At 62.3% G+C, this 20,053-nt stretch carries 25 protein-coding genes; 14 read left to right on the plus strand and 11 right to left on the minus strand.

What is annotated here, in order from left to right; all coding sequences use genetic code 11:
* Window positions 1-3 precede the first annotated feature (3 nt).
* The 3 genes from WD006_RS09090 (at window position 4) to WD006_RS09100 (ending at window position 1,280) form a co-directional block, all read left to right on the plus strand.
* Window positions 4-306 (plus strand): hypothetical protein, encoded by a 303-nt coding sequence (locus WD006_RS09090; RefSeq protein WP_011518271.1) that lies wholly within the window; start codon window positions 4-6, stop codon window positions 304-306.
* A gap of 335 nt (window positions 307-641) precedes the next feature.
* Window positions 642-959: a hypothetical protein gene (locus tag WD006_RS09095; protein WP_008641189.1), complete on the plus strand. Its 318-nt coding sequence runs from the start codon at window positions 642-644 to the stop codon at window positions 957-959.
* A 69-nt stretch (window positions 960-1,028) separates the two neighbouring features.
* Window positions 1,029-1,280 carry a DUF1488 domain-containing protein gene (locus WD006_RS09100; protein WP_008641190.1) on the plus strand — a complete coding sequence of 84 codons (252 nt, stop codon included), beginning with the start codon at window positions 1,029-1,031 and terminating at the stop codon, window positions 1,278-1,280.
* Window positions 1,281-1,363: 83 nt separating this feature from the next.
* Here the strand turns inward: WD006_RS09100 and WD006_RS09105 are convergent, their stop codons facing one another.
* Window positions 1,364-1,987: a RidA family protein gene (locus WD006_RS09105; RefSeq protein ID WP_231108854.1), complete on the minus strand. Its 624-nt coding sequence runs from the start codon at window positions 1,985-1,987 to the stop codon at window positions 1,364-1,366.
* 898 nt (window positions 1,988-2,885) lie between these two features.
* Here WD006_RS09105 and WD006_RS09110 point away from each other — a divergent pair.
* Window positions 2,886-3,338: a PH domain-containing protein gene (locus WD006_RS09110; RefSeq protein ID WP_227874021.1), complete on the plus strand. Its 453-nt coding sequence runs from the start codon at window positions 2,886-2,888 to the stop codon at window positions 3,336-3,338.
* A gap of 88 nt (window positions 3,339-3,426) precedes the next feature.
* A complete protein-coding gene (gene glsA / locus WD006_RS09115; RefSeq protein WP_029306957.1) occupies window positions 3,427-4,425 on the plus strand; it encodes a glutaminase A in 999 nt (332 codons plus the stop codon).
* A 417-nt stretch (window positions 4,426-4,842) separates the two neighbouring features.
* On the opposite strand, the gene WD006_RS09120 is transcribed toward glsA, so the two are convergent.
* The 10 genes from WD006_RS09120 to WD006_RS09165 form a co-directional block, all read right to left on the minus strand.
* The gene (locus tag WD006_RS09120; RefSeq protein ID WP_035832358.1) at window positions 4,843-5,151 is read right to left on the minus strand and encodes an Ada metal-binding domain-containing protein; all 309 of its coding nucleotides are present in this window, start codon (window positions 5,149-5,151) and stop codon (window positions 4,843-4,845) included.
* Window positions 5,152-5,170: 19 nt separating this feature from the next.
* On the minus strand, window positions 5,171-5,875 hold the full coding sequence (locus tag WD006_RS09125) for a 2OG-Fe(II) oxygenase (protein ID WP_029306959.1): 705 nt from the start codon (window positions 5,873-5,875) through the stop codon (window positions 5,171-5,173).
* Window positions 5,876-5,889: 14 nt separating this feature from the next.
* Window positions 5,890-6,954 carry a bifunctional DNA-binding transcriptional regulator/O6-methylguanine-DNA methyltransferase Ada gene (gene ada / locus WD006_RS09130; protein WP_029306960.1) on the minus strand — a complete coding sequence of 355 codons (1,065 nt, stop codon included), beginning with the start codon at window positions 6,952-6,954 and terminating at the stop codon, window positions 5,890-5,892.
* Between the two features lie 83 nt (window positions 6,955-7,037).
* A complete protein-coding gene (locus tag WD006_RS09135; RefSeq protein ID WP_029306961.1) occupies window positions 7,038-7,694 on the minus strand; it encodes a DNA-3-methyladenine glycosylase family protein in 657 nt (218 codons plus the stop codon).
* Between the two features lie 2 nt (window positions 7,695-7,696).
* A complete protein-coding gene (locus WD006_RS09140; protein WP_035832360.1) occupies window positions 7,697-8,248 on the minus strand; it encodes a methylated-DNA--[protein]-cysteine S-methyltransferase in 552 nt (183 codons plus the stop codon).
* Between the two features lie 48 nt (window positions 8,249-8,296).
* Window positions 8,297-8,488 (minus strand): hypothetical protein, encoded by a 192-nt coding sequence (locus tag WD006_RS09145; RefSeq protein ID WP_029306963.1) that lies wholly within the window; start codon window positions 8,486-8,488, stop codon window positions 8,297-8,299.
* Window positions 8,489-8,572: 84 nt separating this feature from the next.
* Window positions 8,573-9,217, minus strand: coding sequence for a DNA oxidative demethylase AlkB (gene alkB, locus WD006_RS09150; protein WP_029306964.1), 645 nt, complete (start codon window positions 9,215-9,217; stop codon window positions 8,573-8,575).
* Window positions 9,218-9,219: 2 nt separating this feature from the next.
* Window positions 9,220-9,912, minus strand: a complete 693-nt coding sequence (locus WD006_RS09155; protein WP_029306965.1) for a 2OG-Fe(II) oxygenase — start codon at window positions 9,910-9,912, stop codon at window positions 9,220-9,222.
* Window positions 9,909-10,163 carry a hypothetical protein gene (locus tag WD006_RS09160; RefSeq protein WP_049799811.1) on the minus strand — a complete coding sequence of 85 codons (255 nt, stop codon included), beginning with the start codon at window positions 10,161-10,163 and terminating at the stop codon, window positions 9,909-9,911. Before WD006_RS09160 ends, WD006_RS09155 begins: the two co-directional genes overlap by 4 nt.
* A 285-nt stretch (window positions 10,164-10,448) precedes the next feature.
* The gene (locus WD006_RS09165; protein ID WP_011519855.1) at window positions 10,449-10,916 is read right to left on the minus strand and encodes an ester cyclase; all 468 of its coding nucleotides are present in this window, start codon (window positions 10,914-10,916) and stop codon (window positions 10,449-10,451) included.
* 374 nt (window positions 10,917-11,290) lie between these two features.
* On the opposite strand from WD006_RS09165, the gene WD006_RS09170 reads away from it, so the two are divergent.
* From WD006_RS09170 to WD006_RS09210, 9 genes are all read left to right on the plus strand, one after another.
* Window positions 11,291-11,581, plus strand: a complete 291-nt coding sequence (locus tag WD006_RS09170) for a hypothetical protein (RefSeq protein ID WP_011519854.1) — start codon at window positions 11,291-11,293, stop codon at window positions 11,579-11,581.
* A gap of 6 nt (window positions 11,582-11,587) precedes the next feature.
* Window positions 11,588-11,977, plus strand: coding sequence for a hypothetical protein (locus WD006_RS09175; RefSeq protein WP_011519853.1), 390 nt, complete (start codon window positions 11,588-11,590; stop codon window positions 11,975-11,977).
* A gap of 63 nt (window positions 11,978-12,040) precedes the next feature.
* The gene (locus tag WD006_RS09180; protein WP_011519852.1) at window positions 12,041-13,495 is read left to right on the plus strand and encodes an MFS transporter; all 1,455 of its coding nucleotides are present in this window, start codon (window positions 12,041-12,043) and stop codon (window positions 13,493-13,495) included.
* A gap of 4 nt (window positions 13,496-13,499) precedes the next feature.
* Entirely contained in the window at window positions 13,500-15,020 is a 1,521-nt protein-coding gene (locus WD006_RS09185; protein ID WP_011519851.1) for an FGGY family carbohydrate kinase, read from the plus strand.
* Window positions 15,021-15,042: 22 nt separating this feature from the next.
* Window positions 15,043-16,722, plus strand: a complete 1,680-nt coding sequence (locus WD006_RS09190; protein WP_029306966.1) for a glycerol-3-phosphate dehydrogenase/oxidase — start codon at window positions 15,043-15,045, stop codon at window positions 16,720-16,722.
* Window positions 16,719-18,272 carry an FAD-binding oxidoreductase gene (locus WD006_RS09195; protein ID WP_029306967.1) on the plus strand — a complete coding sequence of 518 codons (1,554 nt, stop codon included), beginning with the start codon at window positions 16,719-16,721 and terminating at the stop codon, window positions 18,270-18,272. The genes WD006_RS09190 and WD006_RS09195 overlap by 4 nt, the downstream gene beginning before the upstream one ends.
* A gap of 3 nt (window positions 18,273-18,275) precedes the next feature.
* Window positions 18,276-18,866: a glycerol-3-phosphate responsive antiterminator gene (locus WD006_RS09200; protein ID WP_011519848.1), complete on the plus strand. Its 591-nt coding sequence runs from the start codon at window positions 18,276-18,278 to the stop codon at window positions 18,864-18,866.
* 4 nt (window positions 18,867-18,870) lie between these two features.
* Window positions 18,871-19,179: a putative quinol monooxygenase gene (locus tag WD006_RS09205; protein ID WP_029306968.1), complete on the plus strand. Its 309-nt coding sequence runs from the start codon at window positions 18,871-18,873 to the stop codon at window positions 19,177-19,179.
* Between the two features lie 197 nt (window positions 19,180-19,376).
* Window positions 19,377-19,883, plus strand: coding sequence for a thioesterase family protein (locus tag WD006_RS09210; RefSeq protein WP_051722992.1), 507 nt, complete (start codon window positions 19,377-19,379; stop codon window positions 19,881-19,883).
* The last annotated feature ends 170 nt before the right edge of the window (window positions 19,884-20,053 follow it).

A 20,053-nucleotide genomic window follows, 5' to 3' on the forward strand; every position in this document is an offset into this window, starting at 1 on the left:
GTCGTGAGCATTGCCAGTATCAGTAACGCCCCACCCTTCGCCTTCTACAAGGGCTTCGACCTCTATCCTCTGGTCTACAAGAACCAGCCTGTTCAGACCTGGCCGCGAGTCAAGCCGGACGGCAGGTTCAATGCGTCGATCGTCATCTGCCGGGCAGGGTATCGCCCCGGTAGCGAACATACCCGCGTTTTCCGGCTTGAAAATGCGCTTTGGGAGAACATCGGTACCGCGCGTAGGGGAGCGGTGCAGTTTGGCGAAGACATCATCAACGGACTGGTTGCGGGCGAATCCGTTGTTTCTCTCTAGCGTCAAGAGAATCATCCTGCTGGCGCTTCCAAGCGCGTATGCTGGTACTGCCGCACCTTGGCAAGCAAGGTAATCAGGAGCAATACCATGGCTAAGAGTCAACTACGCAGCACTCGCGAAGCGAAAAAGCCCAAGCAGCCCAAGAAGCCAGCCGTGCCGGGAACCCCATTTGGCACGACGCATTCGCGCGTTGGGAACGAAGGTGTCGCCAAGAGGAAGACGTAAATCACTGTGCCGCGGACACGCGGCACAGTGATCATGCGTAACTTGTAACGTACACCGCAGGGCGTCGATATCTCTATATTGCGGGCGCACACCGCTTCGGGAGGCGCATCATGATCCATCACAACACTGACCCTACTTTTCGGGGGCTGCCGCTCACCGCCGAGCAAGACTCGGAAATCCGTCACTACCTGAACAGGAAGAGCAGGCTGGGCAAGCCATGGAATACGCCGGAGTTGCGGGGGATGCTTGAGGATATGCTGCTGCCGCCAAGTACCGAGGATGACAGCCAGACCGACATCCCACGCGACGCATTAGCCGCAGCAGAGCGCGCAGCCGCGTTCGTCGATCAGGACATGGAGCCAGTCGAGGCATATGAGGAATTGCATGCCGCGATGGAAGCCGAGAGCATGAAACGCGATACGCATTAGTTGGGGCGCATCGCGGTGGTAGTGTGCGCGCAACGCGGTTAATCAAAGGCGTTGGACACAGGACGACACATGACACTTACCTTTCCCAATCCAAGCCGCACCTATGATGAGGCCAAGCGTGGCGTGTGGTTCTGGGGTTATGACAACACAGGCGAGATTACCTTCTTGGTGGAGGATCGCGTACTGATGAGTTTCGACCCCGCTCTCGGTTCCGGTGAAGCGAGGATGCTGGACTCCTTCGACCGGCATCGCGATGAGATCCTGCAGATCGCCATGGACCTCTATGCCAAAGGGCGACAGACTCTCTACACGCTGCACTGACGGAGGGGAGGATGGCGTCATTCGTCGCCTCCACGGAGTGTGCAGTCGACTGGTTGAATCCGCAGCGTTCCCCGATTGACCAATTACACGGCGCGCGTTGCAGCAACAGCCTTGATTTCGACGAATAGCGTCGGCCTGGCCAACGCGGCCACGCCCAGTATCGTCCAGGCCGGTGCATCCGCTTTGATGTATCGGTCCTTGATCTCACGGAACGCCGTGAGTTGCTTGTCGACATCTACGTGATAGCTGACCAGCTCAACCAGATCCTCAAATCCAAGGCCAGCCGCCTGCAGAATCGCGCGCAGCCTCTGGAACGCGAGATCGATCTGCTCCTCCACAGTCTCGGGCACGGTCCCGTCTGCGCGAATGCCAATTTGGCCAGCGATGAATAGCAGGCCACCTGCCGCAACAGCCGGCGCGTAGTTGAAAGTCTTGAAAACTTGGGTGCTGCCGAGAACGGGGTGCGGATCCGCAAGGGTGATTGTCGTCTTGGATTGCATGATGTGTACCTTGAAGATGTGGGAACCGGTGAGCGGGCCGCGCCGAACCTGACTCTGCTCCCAGGATTCGAACAGCGCCTTGAAATCGCCTTCGCCAAAGCCGTCCTCACCGCGTCGCTCGATGCAATGCACTGTGATCGCTGGCGTTTTCAAGGCCCAGTGTGGGCTTGTTACGCATGACTCCAGCCGCATCTCACGCACGACCATGGGGATGCCGTGTGAATCAAGTGCCTCGGGCTCGAGGGTGGGCGTGTGCCGTCAGCGTTGAATGTTAGCGCGCGACAAGCTGCGCCTGTCGGTATGTGATCGCATTGCAATGATCTGAAGGCGGCGCCTGGCTGCCGAGGGGCAGCGCGCTAATGCCTTGAACTTCGAGAGGCTATCTCCTGCGCACGCAGCGTTCGCCGAACTGGCGACGAAGCGTCGGGAGCGCATACGACGCTGACGGCGACCTGCTGATCCGGACTCTGCATCCAGAAGTTGTGGCGGTTTCCACGGTTTCCCTGCGCTTATGCCCGGGTAATATTTGTTTCGCGCGGACTGGAGGGCACTGTTCCTTCGCTACGGCGTGAGCCCTCTGGCAAAGTCCACGATCGCAATCTGGTCCGCTAGCTATGCATCGCCGATCACGGCAGCCCAGCAAGCCTCCGACCCGTGCGCGGTTCGCCATTCGAGAGGCCGTCGCGTCAGCGACTGCAGATCAAACTCCTCCGTCACGCCGATCGCGCCGTGCAGGGCGGCGCAAGCTTGCCTGGCGAGACGGTCGGCGTGTACGGCTGCTTGTAAGACTGTTCGTAAGGCTGCTTGTGCGGCACGCCCGTTTCGGGGGGGCAGGTCTTGTTGGATGGGCTCGTCGTTTTCTTCTTCGAGGTGGTGGAGCCTAGTGGCATTTGCGACCAACGTGCAGATGGCTTCACCCCTTTCGGCTGCACGGTACTCGGTAGTGTGGATGCCAGGGCACTCCTGTCGCCAACTGGCGCCGAATGCAAAGTCGGGGGCGGCTCAGGAAAAGTCGTGCGCCCGCGTTACGCCTACTTTCGGAGTGAGTTCTGCAGGCGCTGGAACTTCGCGCGTCGCAGCCCCCTTCTGAAACTACGGAGTTCAAATGTCCAACGAAGCGCTCTTGTGGTCTGGACGCCCGTCGCAGGCCGCTAACCTTCCTGTCTTTGTGCTTTGCGTCGTAATGTGCTTCATACCGTTTCTCATACCTGCGGCCGTCATCATCGCAGCGCTCAGTTACCTGAGAATTCAGACGACCAGGATAGAGGTAACCACTAAGCGCGTGACGGTACGTAGTGGCATCATGTCCATGAAACTCGATGAAGTGGAGTTGTCCCTTGTGCGCGACATTCAACTGACGCAGCCGTTGCTCCTGTGGCTGCTAAAACTGGCCAACATAGCAATTGTGAGTTCGAATGGCGCTTCGCCGGACATCCACTTGCATGGCATCCCGAACGCCTATGTGTTGCGTGAAAAGATTCGGCGCTGCGTGGAGAATCATAGGGATTCCAAGGGCGTTCGCAATTCTGAGAGCCGCCACCTGGTGGCGCACGCCTGACACAGGGAAGTGTTAATAGGGGAGGAGACATGATCAATCCGGGACTTATTCAGCCCACCCGCTTCATCCCATATTGGTTGGCCAAGGCATGAACTCGTCATCCACTCCAACAGCACGTTTCGTCTCCACTGGCACGCTGCCCGGGCCGGAGGAGATCCGCTCGCTGGTCGAAGCGGCCTATGAGAACTTTCGGGAGGAAGCGGGCGGAAAACTGGCTGACTACATCCCGGCCCTGGCCGAGGCGGACCCGTCCGCCTTTGGCATCTGTGTCGCCAATACTCGGGGCCACGCGTTCATGGTCGGCGAGGCGGCTGAGATTTTCTCGATCCAGAGCGTGTCCAAGCCATTTGTGTTCGCACTGGTATGCGAGGCCCTCGGGGCGGCCGAAGCCGCAACGCGGCTCGGTGTAGACGCTACAGGGCTGCCTTTCAACTCCATCATGGCGATGGAACTGCGCACCGACGGCACCAGCAATCCGTTGGTCAATGCCGGCGCTATCGCTGCCACTAGCCTGATACCCGGCTTTGGTGCAGATGACCGCTGGCACCACGTTCGCCAGGGTCTGTCTCGCTTCGCGGGCCGCGAGCTGGCGTGCGATGAGCACGTGTACGAGTCCGAGGCGGCCAACAACCAGCGCAACGCCGGATTGGCGCACCTCCTGCGCGGGCACGGGCGTCTCTACTGTGATCCGGATGAGGCGGTTGAGGTCTACACTCGCCAGTGCGCATTGCTGGTCAGTGCGCGGGACCTCGCTCTCATGGGCGCAACCTTGGCCGGCGGCGGTGTCCATCCGCTCACCGGCGAGCAGGTTGTGAGCGCCGCGACTTGCCAGCGAGTACTGGCGGTCATGGCGACGGCAGGGCTTTATGAGCGATCAGGGAGCTGGCTCTACGACGTGGGCCTGCCTGGAAAGAGCGGCGTGAGCGGCGGCATACTAACGATCGCCCCCGGCAAGGGCGCGGTCGCGACCTTTTCGCCGCCACTGGATGCCGCCGGCAACAGCGTGCGCGGGCAGCTTGTCATGCGCTTCCTGTCGGAACGATTGGGGCTGAACCTGTTCATCTCTGCGCCAGCCGCGCACCTGTAGCGCCGCCGACACGGCCTCGAATGGCATGCACTCAACTGCTCACAGATGGCCGGACTCGGCCATGGGGACTTGGTGGGGGCCGGTTCTGCCCCTTCGGCGACGCTCAGGCACCACCAGCCAAATGACGAAAGACGGCCCGGTAGTGGTCGTTCAAGTTCTACTACCTGAATGGCGGCAGTGGTGACTGCTCGGTGTCAGGAGGAGTCGTTGCCCTTCAATTCCACCCGTCGCATGGCGTCCTTACGGGCACGCCACTGCAGAAACACGGCCGACGGTGCTCTTTCCATCGCAAAGCGCTTTGCGTGTCAGGGAGCACGCTTCTCGTTGTCTCAGTACAGTTGGCTGCGGCAATACGGGCTTCGGGTAGGTCGTGCGGCATGAGGTTGTCCGCACTAGCGGAGATGGGCAGTCGTGCGCTCATGAGCGTGCCTCCTTTCGGGTACTGCCCGAGGACTTGGTGGGCTGGTTCACTTTCCACGTCGCATATTCCTGGGGCATGCAAATGGCGCACGGTCTGTAGCCGGCGGCGATGGCCGTGGCCTCGTCGGCAAAGAAAACGCGGTGCTTCACATACGTGCCACGGGCAATCGCCTGCAGCGCGGCACGGCAATCCATGCGCCCGTATAACTTGCGGCCTCGATGGCCTCCGAAGATGCCGGGCATGGCGCTGGAGTACGGCTTGCCATCCGATCCGATCAGCATGAATGTCTTGTCCAGGGTCGGCATGTGCGGCACCTCTTCTGCATCACGGTGCATCGTGGAACGACAGTTCCAGTCCAATGCGCTCGCCTTTGCGGACGCGGCTGATGGCGTGCTTGAGATTGACGCGATAGTAGCCCTTGGTACCCTTGAAGGGGCGCTCCGCCGTGGTGATGACAGCCACATCGCCGATCCTGAGCGGCAACACTGCCGGGCGCGACTGCATGCGCGGGCGCTGCTCAGTCAACACGAACTCGCCCCCCTGGAAATCGACGCCCGGCTCGGACAGCACGGCGACGATCTGCATGGGAAACACCTGCTCGCCTTCATTGCGCTGATGCAGCAATACATGATCTTCGACGCTGAGCCGACTGAGGTGGGATTGCCCCCGCGTCTGGCCTGCCTTCCGATTGCGCCGCGAGAAGTCTTCCAGTTCGGCCGGATATCGATGATCCACGCCGATGGTTTCGTTCCAACGGTTAGCAACGATGACCAGACGACGATAGAGGGCTGTGCGCCACTGCTCTAGCGGCGCCGGCAGACCCGTGCCGAAGACCAGCAGTTCACCGCGCCCGAGGCCACTGGATGCCAAAGCCACTCGATCGGCACCAGACGCAGAGGTCAGTCGCGCCAGATCGCGCGCCGCATCTGCACCTAACAGGCCAGGCAGCACGGCATAGCCTTCGGCATCGAGTTGCAGGCCGATGTCCACCCAATTCAGGCGATCGAGGGTTGCGTCGAACGCAGTCATGGGACACCTTCCCATCAAACCTGGGTTTCGCGGCGCAGCAGCTCGCGCTTGCGATCCACACCCCAGCGGTAGCCGGCCAGATCGCCATCACGCCGCACGACGCGGTGGCAGGGAATAGCCACCGCGATGTGATTCGTGGCACACGCCTGGGCGACGGCGCGTACCGCCTTGGGTGAACCGATGCGCTCGGCGATCTCGGCATAGCTCACGGTCGTACCCGGCGGGATCTCGCGCAGCGCGCGCCAGACGCGCTCCTGGAAGGCGGTACCCTGCACGTCCAACGGCAGGTGCAATCCCATCGCAGGCGCTTCGATAAAGCCCACCACCTGGGCAATCAACTGCTCGAACTTACCGTCGCAGCCGACGATCTCGGCCTTGCGGAATTGGTCTTGGAGGTCGCGCACCAGCTGGTCGGGATCGTCGCCCAGCAGGATTGCGCAGATGCCGCGCTGGCTCTGCGCAACCAGAATGGCGCCCAAGGAGCACTGGCCCACGGCGAAGCGGATAACAGCACCGACACCACCGGAGCGATAATCCCGCGCGCGCATGCCCAGCAACTGGTCGGAGGCTTCGTAGAACCGGCTGTTTGAATTGAACCCGCTGTCGTAGATAGCGTTCGTGATTGACGCTTCCGGGCTGCTCAGTTCTTCGCGCAGCTTGCGGGCGCGATAGGCCGAGCTGTAGGCCTTGGGCGTCAAGCCCGTTTCAGCCTTGAAGAGGCGATGGAAGTGAAACGGACTCATGCCGATTGCAGTCGCCAGGTCATCGAGCTGAGGGGGCGTCTCCGATGCTTCAATCATGCGACAGGCTCGGGCCACCAATGCAGCGCGCTCGGCTGCTGCACTGGTCTGGTCACCATGAGCACGGCGGCTGCAGCGGTAGCCCGCAGCCTCGGCGATTTCGGCCGAGTCAAAGAACTCCACGTTCTCGCGCTTGGGCAGCCGAGCCGACGAACTTGGTTGACAGTACACGCCCGTGGTGCGCACGGCGTAAACGAAATGGCCGTCGGCGCCAGCATCGCGTGCCTGTACGGCCGTCCAGCGGTCGTCTTCCGTTTCGTAGGCAATGGTCGTCTTCATCGCAGAAATCTCGTCATCATCAATCACACCGCCAGAATACGCGGGCTTTCCATCGCAAGCACTCCGATTCTTGCGGCCGATATCTATCGACTGGGCAAGCGCCACAGATACCAGGCGGCCACCGTCCGGAAAGGGCTCCAGGCCTCTCCGATCTCGCGCATCTGACGCGGCGTGGGGGCCCTCTCCAGACTCTTCAGGCGTCCATAACCCTCCCGCACGCCGAAGTCGTCCACTGGCAGGACGTCGGATCGCTCCAGCGAATAGATCAGGAACATTTCGACCGTCCAGAGCCCGACACCTCGCAGGGACGTCAGGCGTTCGATCAGCGCAGTGTCAGGCAGACGCCGGGCCTCTTCGAGGTTCGGCACAAGGCCTTCGACTGTAGCCTGGGCAATCCGCCGAATGGTGGCCAGCTTTTCTGCCGAAAAGCCGCAGGCGCGCTGCAATTCAGGGTCGCTGGCCAGCAACTGCTCTGGCGCCGGAAAAGACACGCCGGGGTAGAGCGCCAGCAGGCGGCCCAGGATTGCATCTCCCGCCCTGGCGTGCAGTTGCTGATAGGCAATGGCCCGCACCAGCGCCTCATAGGGCTCGCGTGCAGGCTTGGCCTCATGGCGACATGGTCCGATGGCGGCAATGTGGAGAGCCCAGTCCTCGTCCAACTCGGACAGGAACTTGACGGCCCGGCGGTAGGCGAGTGGTGACAGGTCGGCGGCAATAGTCTTCGCATGAATTCCGCTCAAGATCAAAACCCCGGCAGCATGGCGGTCTGCGTCTCGGGCTGCATCTTCTTTGCCACCATCGCATTCTCATGCTCCAGCAGCCAGCGCTTGCGGTGCAGGCCCCAGGCATAGCCCTTGAGGTCGCCATTGCTCGCAATGACGCGGTGGCACGGCACGACGATGGCGATCGGATTGGCGCCATTGGCCGCGCCGATCTCGACGGCCGCGCGCGGGTCGTCGAAACCCAGCGTCTTGGCTAGCTTGCCGTAGGTCGTGGTCGTGCCCACAGGGATGCGGCGCAGCGCGGCCCAGACCCGGCGCTGCAGCTCCGAACCAGACGTCGCAGTCCGCAGCACCTTCAGCGCCTCCAGCTCGCCATGGAAGTAGCGGGCCAGTGCATCGGCAATCTCGGCCGGGGCAGGGATCTCAGTCAGTTCCACCTCGCCATAGTGCTCGCGCAGACCGCGATACAGCCGTGACTTGTGGTCGGCGAAGTCGAGCGCACGCACGACCCGCCGCGCATCGGTCACGAGCAGCATGGCACCCAGCGGCGAATCCAGTTGGCTGAGAAACATCTTCACGGTGTACTCCTTCTTGAATGAATCGAATCGCTCGTTCGTGGATCACGTCAGCCGCGTCACGCCGAACTTGCCAAAGAGGTAAGCCTCGCCACCTTTCATATGCAGCTCGGTATCACCGTCATTGTTGATCCGCCATCGCGCTTCGCCGGTATCGACCAACGACTGACAATAGGCTTCGACTTGGCGGCGCGTGTCAGCCAACTGACCCGGCGGTTCCGCGGAAATCCTGCTCATAGGAAACCTCGGCTGCTACTGTCACTCTAGTGAATCCACCGCGGGAGGAAACTCCGTCTCTTGCGGTTGAATTCCAGGAGCTAGCTAGGCCGCTTTTCGGAAAGTGAAATTGATGCGCTGGCTGCCCAGCAGCGCATGAGGTGCATCCTTGATCGGCATTACGCCGTGGTAGCGCAGACGATCGGCGCCGCCCCACACCACTACGTCCCCGTGGTGGAGCGGTACCTTGATCGTGGGGGCGGTGCGCGCATGACCGCCGAACAGGAACGTAGCCCGCATGCCCAGAGATACCGAAACGATCGGCGTCTCATAGGCTTGCTCGTTCTTGTCCTGGTGCAGCGCAAGTCTGCTGCCAGGCAGGTAGCGATTGAGCAGGCAGGCGTCGGGCTCGAAGTCGTCAAAGCCCGCCTCAGCAGCAGCCTCATTTGCCAGCCGAAAGAATACCTCCGGCATGACCGGCCAGGGCTTGCCCGTATCGGGATCAACGGTGGTGTAGCGATAGCCGCGCCGGTCGGTCGTCCAGCCCAACGCGCCGCAATTCGTTAGCGCCACCGACATGGTGAAACCGCCCGGCGTGACCATATGCCGAAAGGGCGAAGTCGTCTCGATGCCCGCAATGGCAGGCATCAGATCGGGCACATAAGGCAGCGCGAATCCGCGCAGCACCACTGCGGCAGGACCGAGACGGTGGTGCTCCGCAGTTTCCTCAAAGAGTTCGAGCGTTCCCATGCTCACCTTGCATCGTGAAAGATCAGGCCCACAGTGTGGCGCTTGCCCATGAGAATGCGGCTGACGCCATGGCGCATGGAGACTTTGCGAGCGCCACTCCGTCCCATCGCAGGCCGATGATTCACGGTGAATACCACCGCGTCACCCTTACGCAGCGAAACCACATCCGCGCGCTGACCTTTTGTGGAGCGCTCTGTCATGACGAACTCTCCGCCAGCGAAATCCTTGCCGGGCTCCGACAGCAGGATGGCCACCTGCAGCGGAAAAACGTGCTCGCCGTACAGGTCTTGGTGAAGACAGTTGTAGTCGCCCTCACCGTACTGAAGGATCAGCGGTGTCGGCCGGGTCTGGCCCGCCTGGTGGCACCGCCGCAGGAAGGCGACCAGATCATCCGGGTATTGCACGTCGATGCCCAACTGCAGATTCCAGCGATTGGCAATCGGCGCTAGCCGGCGGTACAGCGCGTGGCGTAGCTGTTCGAGCAGCGGCGGCAACGGATAAGCGAAGTACTTGTACTCGCCGCGCCCGAATCCATGACGAGCCATGACGATCCGTGTGCGGTAGCCTTTCTCATTGGGGTAGAGTGCCGCGAGTGCATCGCATTGCTCCACCGTCAGAAGGCCAGGCAGCACGGCGTTTCCATTAGCATCGAGCGAAATCCCGATGTTCATCCAGTCGTAGGCCTCGGGTGTCATGGAGTAGCCTGCTGCAATGTCTCATAGAAGCGTATCGGGCTTCGCTCGATTGGTGAGCCGGAATCCGCCAGGACATCCAATCTCGCGGCCTGCTCGATGTCCAGATCGAGAAGACGCAACACGAGGTCTTCAAGTCGCATTCCATCAAGGCGCGACGTGGAGACATCCCGCGGCGGTAAGCCATGCTTCACCGCCGTCACCCAAGCCAGCAGTGATTGCGCAACAGGGTCGGTGCTTGCAGTCTTAGTCATGGTGCAGATCCATCGAAGTAGGGGTAAAGCAAACAAGAGCGCCAGCCATGAGAGGCTGGCGTTGATGGAATGCCGCCCGCCTCACAAAGCGAAGGTAATCCAAATGTACTGCCGAACTTGATTTACTACGCTCCGTTTCCTGCGGTGTAACTCGGAAGATCGCGTAAAGAAAATACGTGCTCGTAGATGAAGTAGGCCCGCAAGAATTGCAGGCCTACTTGTGCCGATCGGGAGCGTTGTTCCGCGCCAGAAAGGCGCGGAACAACTTGCCTCATTTAGTACTCATCAAGCGTCGCCGTTCTTGGTGGTGGCCTTGATGAGACCGAGTTGCGTCAGCGCGGTAACGCCATCGTCCAGTCCGCGCTCCTCTGCGATCTTGCCGTCGATCACCTTCAGCACCGTAGTGCCGGTGAAGTGCATCTTGCGTCCAGTTGCAGCAGGCAGGCCACCGATCAGGAAGTCATCGTGCGCCGGGCCGGTGTGCGTGCCACCACCTTCCCATTGGCCAATCACGTAGTCGCCTTCCGCGATCAGGTCCGCAGTGCCCCAGAAGTTGAGGTCGGGGAACGCCTTACGGAAGTCAGTCATGAATGCCCTGATGTCCGCGCGGCCGCGACGGGGCTCATGCAGCGAATAGTGAAGCAGCATGTCGGGCGCGGCGATTTCGTCGATGACCGCCAGATTGGGATTCTTCCCCCAGAATTCGGTGAACCACCGGCCGACGACGGCCTTGTTGTCGTCTTCTTTGCTCATTTGGAATCCTCATGGATAGTTTCGGAAGATCAACGAAACCGCTCGATGATCTGAGCGAAAGAGTAGACATCGCTTCGCGATTCAAAACTCCGGTTCTTGCGACGAAGTTCGGAGATGTTCTACGACACACGCCGCGCAACTCGCGGACGTCTTTGTCGTGCTGCGCGCGTGGCGACTACCGCCTTGATCTGACTTTGGTGTTCCTGTTGAAGTTAAAAAGGGCACCGCAAGGGGTGGAGTATTTCTAGCGCAAGAAACAGAGAGCGCCATCAAAGGCGGATCACTACTCTTCGTTCCAAGCGAGAAATACGACGTCTCGCTTCCACGAGTCAGGCGCGTCACCGGCCTTTGGCTGGACGCAAGGGGAGTCCGTCATGTCCATTCGTTTGATCCAGCCAGGTGCGTTCGCAGATCGCGGCGACGTTTGGCTGCGTGACCAGTTGGCCCGCCTCACGCAAAAGCAGGCGCAGTTCGGGAGCCACCACCGGTTCGACGCCGATGCGCTGCTGGCAAGATCGGCACGCATCGCCAGAGAGGCAAGTGCGGCAGCAGCGCCCGCCGCGCCGAAGATCTCGACTGGCGACCGCTTCCGGCGAGCGACGATTGAAGCTATCGAACATTGCTCGCGACTGGATGGTCATGCAGCAGCAGCCATTGCGCGTTGAGTCCACGTGAGCTCGCTTCTAGACTCGAGCCTGCACGCGCAGACAGTGCTCGCCATTCCCAGCGAGTTCTTTCCCATTCACCGGCCCGACCCAACTCCGCATGACGAGTGGATGGCGGTGCTGCCTGACAACACTGAAATCGTCGTCACCGACATGGCGGGCAAGCCCACCCCGCTCGGCATCGAGAAGGCTATCGCAATCGCGCAGAGCCGCGCCTATTCTGAGGCGTTGGCGCGCCAGCTTCTCGTGCCGCTTAGCGCAAGGGAGATCCTCCCGCGCCTCCGGCAATCCATTCTTGTAGCGAATCGTCCCGGCACAACCGGGTTTTCCCGGTTGACACCACCTGGCGGAGCGCATACATTCGCTGGGCAGATTCAGATAAGAGACCATCTGTAAGATGGTCTCTTAGCGCGTGCAGTTTGCTGCGGCCTCTTACAGAACAACGACAAGGAGACCGCCGTGCAAACCTCTGCCATCAAGATACGTGGCATCGATGATGTCATCGCCTTCATAGATTCCTGTCCAGGCATTCGCGGCCGCGCCGGCGTCATCTGGTGGCTGGCACTGGGCGGACTGTTCCTCGACGCATTCTCCAATTCCGCACTGAGCGCGGGCCTAGGGCCCATGACGCGCGACCTGAAGCTGGAACCGGCGCAGGTGGCATTGCTGACGTCGTTCGCTTCGTGGGTGGCCATCGCCTTCAATCCGCTGGGTGGCTGGATGGCTGACCGCTGGGGCCGTGTCAAACCGCTGATCCTGGCCAAGGTCTTTGCCGTCGTGGGTGCCTTGCTGGTGGTATTCGCGCCCGATTTCAACGCGATTCTCGTGGGACGTTTCTTCGTCGGTGCCGCGTACGGTATCGACTTCGCCATTGCCATGGCGGTATTGGCGGAGTTCACGCCCGTGAAGCTCAAGAGCCGTCTCAATACCTGGCAGGGCATGTGGTACACGGCTGTTTGCCTGAACCTGCTGCTCGCGTTGTTGTTTTACTCGTGGCAAGTCGGTGACACGATCTGGCGTTACTCGGTGGCGGCCACGGCTGTGTTTGGCGTCGGCATCCTGATCTTGCAAGTACTGTTCCTGGTGGAAAGCCCGACATGGCTGGCGCGCAAGGAGCGCCTCGAAGCCGCCGCGCAGGCCATGACACGCATCTACGGTCGTCCGTTCGAAGCTGCGCCACTGGCCGAGCGCGTTCCGGTGACCAACATGGCACGCCGCGGTCTCGCCAACGTGCTGCTGATCTTCCGTGGCATCTATTTGCCCCGCACGATTCTGGCGGCCACCGTGCAGATCGGTCAGTCGATCCAGTACTTCGGCATTGGCTGGTATCTGCCGCTGATCAGCGCGGCGCTGTTCGGCAAGGACTTTGTCTATGCCACGATTGGCGCGCTGGTGTTCAATGTGTGTGGCATCTTCGGTGGCTTCCTGTCACCGGTGATCGGCCGCAAGCTCGGCCTGCGCCGTGCTTCCGCGTACGGCTTCGCGGCGGTGTTCGTGATGCTGCTGATTCTTGGCCTGTTCAACGGCAAGATGCCCACATGGGTGGCCGTGGTCGTGCCGTCGCTGTTCATCCTGTTCCACTCGGGCGGCCCTGGCGCCAATGGCAAGAGCTTGTCGTCGCTGTCATTCCGCAGCGAACTGCGCGCGGGCGCCAACGGCGTTATCGGCGCGCTGGGTGCCATCGGAGCCGCGCTGGGCCTGCTGGTATTCCCGCTGTTTCGCGCGCGCTACGGGCTCGAAACCACTTTCCTGATTCTCTCCGTCGTGCCGCTGGTGGCCAGCATTATCTGCTTCCTCATTCGCTGGGACCCCACGCGCACGGCCATTCATCCCGATAACGAAGCCGATGCGCCGCAGTTCCGCAGCGATGCACGCGACGGCGCCGGCTTCATGCATCCCGCTACAGAGAAGTAACACCATGAAAAACAGGAACGTCATCCTGGCGATCGACGAAGGCACGTCTGGTACGCGTGCCGCGGTGGTTGCCAGCGACGGCCACGTCTCGTGTCAGCAGTACACCACGCTGCAGGTGGATTCACCGCGTCCCGGCGTGGTGGAGCAGGACGCCAACGTGCTGCTGGAAAAGACACTGGAAGTCTGCCGCGCCACGCTGGCCGAAGCCGAACGCAACGACTTGTGCATCGTCGCGCTGGCCATCGCCACGCAGCGCTCCACCGGCGTGCTGTGGGACACCGTAACGGGGCGTGCGCTGGTGCCCGCAATGGTCTGGCAGGACACGCGGTACGCGGCGGACCTCGATCAGATGGCATCCACGTGGGACCCGCGCTTGCGCGCCACCGTTGGTCGTCCAGCCGGCGTGCGCTCGGCTTACCTGTGGGCCGCGCGACATCTGCGGGAGACGCGCGCCGTCGCCGATGCGTGGCGCGATCGCCGGCTTGCGTTCGGCACCGTCGATAGCTGGCTGCTGTGGCACCTGTCCACCGAACGCGCGTGTGTGACCACACCGACGAATGCCACATCGTGCAGTGCCTATGTTCTTGGTGAACACCGCTACCTGACGGAGTGGGTCGAGGCGCTCGGATTCCCGCAAGAGTTGCTGCCAGAGTTGCGCCAGGATGCCGACGACTTCGGGCGCACGCGCCGCGACCTGCTTGGCGTCGACGTGCCGATCCTCGCCTGCGCGGGCGACCAACTGGCGGGCGCAGTCGGCCTCGGTTGTCTCGACGCCGGCCAGTCGATGTGCCTGCACGGCACCGGCAGCTTTGTTGATCTCGTCATCGGCCCGGACCTGCCCGAGCGCAGCGGGCAGTCGGACAGCACGCTGACGATGACGGCACGTCGCTTCGAGGGGGTTTCGCACTTTTCGGTGGAAACGTTCGTGGCTACTACCGGCTCGGCGCTGAACTGGGTTTGCGACAAGCTGCACTGGTTCGAAAGCGCGAAGCAGATCAGCGCATTGGCTGCGTCGGTGCCGTCATCGCGCGGCGTGACGTTCATTCCCGCGCTGACGGGCTTGCGTGTGCCGCAGATGCGGCCCGAGGCGCGCGCTGCGTTGAACGGGGTGTCGATGGCCACCACTCAGGCGGAGATCGCCTACGCAATCCTGGAAGGCATCGCGCATTCCGTGGCGTCCTGCATCGATGCCAACCGCGATATTGCCGGCGTGCCGGTGCGTGATCTCGTCGTCGGCGGGGGATTGTCGGGCAGCGACGCGCTGCTGCAGATGCAGGCTGACCTTACGGGCCTGCCGATTCATCGGATGCAGGAGACCGACCGGGCCAGCCTGCGTGGCATTGCCTATCTGGCTGGCGCATCGGGGCTGATGTGGGATTCGCTGCAGCAAGCCCGCACCACCACGTTGCCGGATGCGGTGTTCATGCCGCGCATCGGCGACGACGAACGGGAGGAACGGCGTGCGCTCTGGCACGCGCGTGTCGCTTCCGAGCTTTCCCACGTGCAGGCATTTGCCGCGCATTGACCGATCAGGAGAAGCAAGCAACATGATGGGTTTTCCATCCCGCAGCGCAAACCGCGAGCGCGCCGCCATGACCCGCGTCGAGCCGCTTCGGCTGGTGCGCAGTGAACAGCTCGACCGGCTGGAATCGGAAGCATTCGACATCCTCATCGTCGGTGGCGGTGTCACCGGCGCTTACGCGGCGCTGGACGCCAGCCTGCGTGGTTATCGCGTGGCCCTGGTCGAGAAGAACGATTTCGCATCGGGGACGTCATCCAAGTCATCGAAGATGGTGCACGGTGGCCTGCGCTATATCGAGCAAGGCAACCTCGGTCTTGTCCGCCATTCGCTGCTCGAGCGTCAGCGGCTGCGCCGCAATGCACGGCACCTGGTCCAGCGCCTGCCGTTCCTGTTTCCGGTGATGGAACGTGACGGTGTGTTCGACAAGCGCCTGGCCAAGGCCTTCGAAGGTCTGTTGTGGACCTACGATCTGGCCGGCGGCTGGCGTGAAGGCATCCTGCACCAGAAGCTGACGAAGGCGGAAGTGCTGTCGCATTGTCCGACGTTCAACGATGAACATCTGAAGGGCGGCTTCCTGTACTTCGATGCGCGCGTCGATGATGCGCGGCTGACGCTGAACATCGCACGCACCGCCGCGTTTCACGGAGCGGTGGTGACCAACCACGCACTGGTCACGGAAATCACGCGTCATGCCAGCGGCAAGGTGGACGGCGCGATCATTCAAGCCGATGGCCGCGAGATCCGCGTGTGCGCGGACGTGGTCATCATGGCCACTGGCGTGTGGCTGCGCGACTGGACCGGTGGCAGAAAGGGCGAGCAGAAGACCCTGAACATCCGGCCCGCCAAGGGAGTTCACGTCGCCATTCCGTGGCTCAAGATCCGCAATGACTGCACGGTGACGATTCCCGTGCCGGGCCGCAGTCGTCGCGCCACGATCACGCGCTGGGGCAACGTCTCGTACCTGGGTACTACGGACGAAGACTACGAAGGCGATCTCGACAATGTCATGTGCACGCGGCAGGAGCTTGATTTCCTGCTGGAGGGCGCGCGTTCGGCGTTGAAGACCGATATCGCGCCAGAAGACGTGGTTGGCAGCATCGCTGGCTGTCGTCCACTGGTGGCACCGCCCGGCGGCAAGACGCTGGAAGTCCGGCGCGACCATCACATCCATATCGCTGGTGATGGGCTGGTGACGATCGTCGGCGGCAAGCTCACCACTTCGCGCCATATGGCGGAGCAGACCGTCGACGCGGCGCAGAAGGTTCTTGGCAAGCGTGCGAAATGCCGGACGAAGTCGGCCTTTCTGCTTGGCGCTGCCGGATACGATCCACAAGCCATCGTTGCGTCGGGAGGCATGTCCGCGCACCTGGGCGAGCGCTATGGCACCGAGGCGCGTTTCGTCAGTGACATCCTCCAGGCCGACCCGGCGCTCGCGCGGCCCATTGTCGAAGGCTTGCCGCATTCCGAAGCCGAGATCGTCTATGCCGTGCGTCACGAAATGGCCGGCACCGTCGACGACGTGCTGTCGCGCCGCATTCGCGCGCGGCTGATGGCGCGTGACGCATCGGCGCAGGCCGCGCCACGCGTGGCCCAGATCCTCCAGGCCGAGCTCGGACTTTCCGGGCAGGCCGTCGCGCAGCAGGTCAGTGACTACCTGGCCGCTGTCGCCCTCGAAAAATCCGTCCTAATGGGAGAAGCAACATGATCAGCAAGGAAGCCATCAAGCGCGGCTACAACCGTGGCAACTACGTCGTCGGCAAGCACACGCCGCCTCACTTTGCCGGGAGTATCACGGCGACGCCAGACGCGCCGGGCCTGCAGCGGGATGCCGTCGCGATCGACAACGACACGCTCGACGCGTTGCGCAAGGCCGCCGATCACGTTCTGACCGCCACCAGTGACGTGGTTGAGTGGACGCGCGACTGGTGGGCTGGCTCGATGATGACCGAGACGGGCGGCAAGCCCGCCACGCCGCGTGGCGTGATCGTGCGTGTCTCCACGATCGAGCAGATTCAGGCAGTGATGCGCATTGCGCACGCCAAAGCCATTCCCGTGACCGTATCGGCCGGCCGCAGCAACGTGACTGGCGCGGCGCTGCCCGTGCGCGGTGGCATCGTGCTCGATGTGTGCGATGTGAACAGGCTGCTGGGCTTCGACCGCGAGAGCCAGATCGTCGAAGTGGAGTCGGGCATGTTCGGCGATATCTTCGAGCAGACGATTCAGCAGGAGTACGGCATGACGATGGGCCACTGGCCGTCGTCGTACGCGATCAGCACGGTCGGCGGCTGGGTGGCATGCCGCGGCGCAGGCCAGCTTTCCACGCGCTACGGCAAGATCGAGGACATGGTGGTCGGCATGGACGTGGTGCTGGCCGACGGCAGCCTGGTGACCGTGGGAGGCTATCCCCGCGCCGCGCTGGGCCCGGACCTGATGCAGATGTTTATCGGATCGGAAGGCACGCTCGGGGTAATCGTGCGCGTGCGCCTGAAGCTGCATCGGCTGCCCGACTATGGTCGCGCTATTGCCTACGGCTTCAAGACCTTCGCGATCGGCCTCGACGCGTGCCGCGAGATCATGCAACGTGGCGCGAATCCCGCCGCGCTGCGTCTCTACGACGAACTCGAAAGCGGCGTGCAGTTCGGCCTGCCCGAGACCAATGTGCTGCTGGTGGCCGATGAAGGCGCAAAGGAAATGGTCGACGCCGTGATGGCGATCAGCGAGCGTGTCTGCGCCGAACTTGGTGACAGGCTCGATGGCGACGCGATCTTCGAGCGCTGGCTCGACACGCGTTACTTGACTGGCAAGAGTGCAGAAGGCTTCAAGCGCAGCCCCGGCTTCGTGGCCGACACGCTAGAGATGGCCGGCCCGTGGAGCGATCTGGCCGCGATCTACACCGACGTGGTGGCGGCGATCAACGCGGTGCCCGGCACGCTGGCGGGTTCCGCGCACCAGTCGCATGCCTATGTGGATGGCGCGTGCCTGTATTTTTCGTTGCGCGGTGACGTGGCCGTGGAAGATCGCCAGAAGTGGTATCGCGCGGCATGGGATGCGGCCAACGCGGTGCTCATCCAATACAATGCGGCGCTGAGCCACCATCACGGCATCGGTCTGCTGCGCGCGCCCTACATGGCGCCGTCGCTCGACACGGCGTTCCCGGTGCTGGTGGCAGTGAAGCGGGCACTTGATCCGCAAAACATCCTCAATCCGGGCAAGCTCGGCCTTTCGGACGTGCTGCCCCACGAAGTGAAGAAGTAAGCCATGGACAGGTCTCTCGGCGCCCGCCTGACACGACACCCTGTAATCGCCACGCTGTACGGCGCGGACCAGATCGATGCCTTCATCGACAGCGAGGCGGAAGTCTCGATTGTCGCCAACGTGGAACTGCGGCGGCTGCAGCCCGTGATTGCCACGCTGACGAAGGCCGGCAAGTACGTGATCGTCAATATCGATAGTTGCGAAGGGCTGTCGCAGGACAAGGGCGGCGTCGAGTACCTGGCCGACATCGGCGTCACCAGCCTGGTGTCGACGCGCGTGGCTACCATCCAGCGTGCCAATCGGGCCGGGATGATGACCATGCAGAAAGTCTTTGTGACCGACCGGTCCACGTGGCCACGCAGCGTCAAGGCGCTGGAACAGAGCGATGCGAACCTGGTCCAGTTGATGCCGGCGCCAATGCTGCAGCACCTGCCCGGGTCCGTTCGCAAAGGGCTGCCGCCCATTGTGGCGTCCGGCTTTGTCAGCACCCAGGACGATATCCGCAGCGCCATCGCCCATGATGCGCTTGCGGTATCGACCAGCGATCAGCGCTTGTGGGCATGTGATCCGCAAGCCAAGACAATCAGGAAATAATCCCTTGACCACCTCCTATCTGCAGGTCATCGCGCACTACCACGCGAAGCCGGGCAACGGCGACCAGGTGTCGCGGCTTCTGGCCGAGTTGGCCGAGGCCACGCGCACCGAGTCCGCGAATCTCTATTACGAGTACTTCCGCTCGCCCGCCGATCCCAACCACTTCGTGATCCTGGAGAAGTATCGGGATGCCGACGGACTGATGGCTCATCGCGAGTCGGCGCACTTTCAGCACCTTGGCTTCGGGACCATCATCCCCCTGCTGGATCGGCGCATGGTGGAAAGCCACTGGGTGGAGGCACAGGCGGTCTAGTTGTGAGCCATGCAATGCGCCCCTTTGCTGCACTGCAAACTTGCGTTCCGCCGGTCCAGATGAGTCCGCGATATGCGGAAATGTTGGGGTATACGCGGAGGATCAGCGGGGCAGCCGAATACTGAGGCATTGGCGTACCATTTGCGGACAACAACATCGGCAGCCAATGTGTAAGGCTGCGCAGATCAGGAGACGGCATGTCCGCATGGTCCGCATGGTCCGCATGGTCAGAAAGGCCTGAACTTCCTAGCTCGACATTCGAAGTGGAAAAAGGCTGGATCGACGAGTACGGTCATATGAACGCTGCCCGGTATGTGGAGGTGTTCGACCGCGAGGGCTTCAAGCTGCTTGAGCAACTCGGCGTGGGGCTCGGCTACACCGAGGCCACCCGCTGCGGGATCTACACTGTCGACATCCATGTGGCCTACTACCGCGAACTGCTGGTCGGATCTCCGGTTGTGCTGCGCGTGCGCGCATTGCAGTCCGACGACAAGCGTCTGCTTTGCCTGATGGAACTCTCCCATGCCACCGAGGGATACGTGGCGGCCACCATGGAACAGCTCTCGGTACACGTGAACCTGGAAACGCGCAGGGCGGCACCGTTCCCCGGGGCGCTTGCCGAGCAGCTGGCGCTCGCCGTCAAGGCTCACGCCGCGCATCCGCTGCCGGCCGGCTGCCGCACCCTGCTGTCCCTGAAGCGCTGAGCGCGAACACCCGTCAGCGCCGAAATTCGTCGCTTTCGACGATTACCTGCCGGGCCAGCGCGGCCGACACTGCTGGCGGGAAAGCCAACGACGAAAAGCCAGGCCCGGGCCCCGCCGCATCCTGGCAGCACACCGACAAGCACACCGATACATAGAGTGGAGGAGACACG

The organism is Cupriavidus sp. Met-2 (assembly GCF_049843575.1).
Classification (GTDB): Bacteria; Pseudomonadota; Gammaproteobacteria; order Burkholderiales; family Burkholderiaceae; genus Cupriavidus; species Cupriavidus metallidurans.

Coding starts and splice junctions, on each gene's coding strand:
- WD006_RS09165 (WP_011519855.1), bottom strand. CDS start 10,916: ATGAGCAAAGAAGACGACAACAAGGCCGTCGTCGGCCGGTGGTTCACC.
- WD006_RS09105 (WP_231108854.1), bottom strand. CDS start 1,987: ATGGTCGTGCGTGAGATGCGGCTGGAGTCATGCGTAACAAGCCCACAC.
- WD006_RS09185 (WP_011519851.1), top strand. CDS start 13,500: ATGAAAAACAGGAACGTCATCCTGGCGATCGACGAAGGCACGTCTGGT.
- WD006_RS09170 (WP_011519854.1), top strand. CDS start 11,291: ATGTCCATTCGTTTGATCCAGCCAGGTGCGTTCGCAGATCGCGGCGAC.
- WD006_RS09200 (WP_011519848.1), top strand. CDS start 18,276: ATGGACAGGTCTCTCGGCGCCCGCCTGACACGACACCCTGTAATCGCC.
- WD006_RS09125 (WP_029306959.1), bottom strand. CDS start 5,875: ATGACTGCGTTCGACGCAACCCTCGATCGCCTGAATTGGGTGGACATC.
- WD006_RS09210 (WP_051722992.1), top strand. CDS start 19,377: ATGTCCGCATGGTCCGCATGGTCCGCATGGTCAGAAAGGCCTGAACTT.
- WD006_RS09140 (WP_035832360.1), bottom strand. CDS start 8,248: ATGTTTCTCAGCCAACTGGATTCGCCGCTGGGTGCCATGCTGCTCGTG.
- WD006_RS09100 (WP_008641190.1), top strand. CDS start 1,029: ATGACACTTACCTTTCCCAATCCAAGCCGCACCTATGATGAGGCCAAG.
- glsA (WP_029306957.1), top strand. CDS start 3,427: ATGAACTCGTCATCCACTCCAACAGCACGTTTCGTCTCCACTGGCACG.
- WD006_RS09195 (WP_029306967.1), top strand. CDS start 16,719: ATGATCAGCAAGGAAGCCATCAAGCGCGGCTACAACCGTGGCAACTAC.
- WD006_RS09190 (WP_029306966.1), top strand. CDS start 15,043: ATGATGGGTTTTCCATCCCGCAGCGCAAACCGCGAGCGCGCCGCCATG.
- WD006_RS09155 (WP_029306965.1), bottom strand. CDS start 9,912: ATGACACCCGAGGCCTACGACTGGATGAACATCGGGATTTCGCTCGAT.
- alkB (WP_029306964.1), bottom strand. CDS start 9,217: ATGGGAACGCTCGAACTCTTTGAGGAAACTGCGGAGCACCACCGTCTC.
- WD006_RS09095 (WP_008641189.1), top strand. CDS start 642: ATGATCCATCACAACACTGACCCTACTTTTCGGGGGCTGCCGCTCACC.
- WD006_RS09110 (WP_227874021.1), top strand. CDS start 2,886: ATGTCCAACGAAGCGCTCTTGTGGTCTGGACGCCCGTCGCAGGCCGCT.
- WD006_RS09145 (WP_029306963.1), bottom strand. CDS start 8,488: ATGAGCAGGATTTCCGCGGAACCGCCGGGTCAGTTGGCTGACACGCGC.
- WD006_RS09120 (WP_035832358.1), bottom strand. CDS start 5,151: ATGCCGACCCTGGACAAGACATTCATGCTGATCGGATCGGATGGCAAG.
- WD006_RS09160 (WP_049799811.1), bottom strand. CDS start 10,163: ATGACTAAGACTGCAAGCACCGACCCTGTTGCGCAATCACTGCTGGCT.
- ada (WP_029306960.1), bottom strand. CDS start 6,954: ATGAAGACGACCATTGCCTACGAAACGGAAGACGACCGCTGGACGGCC.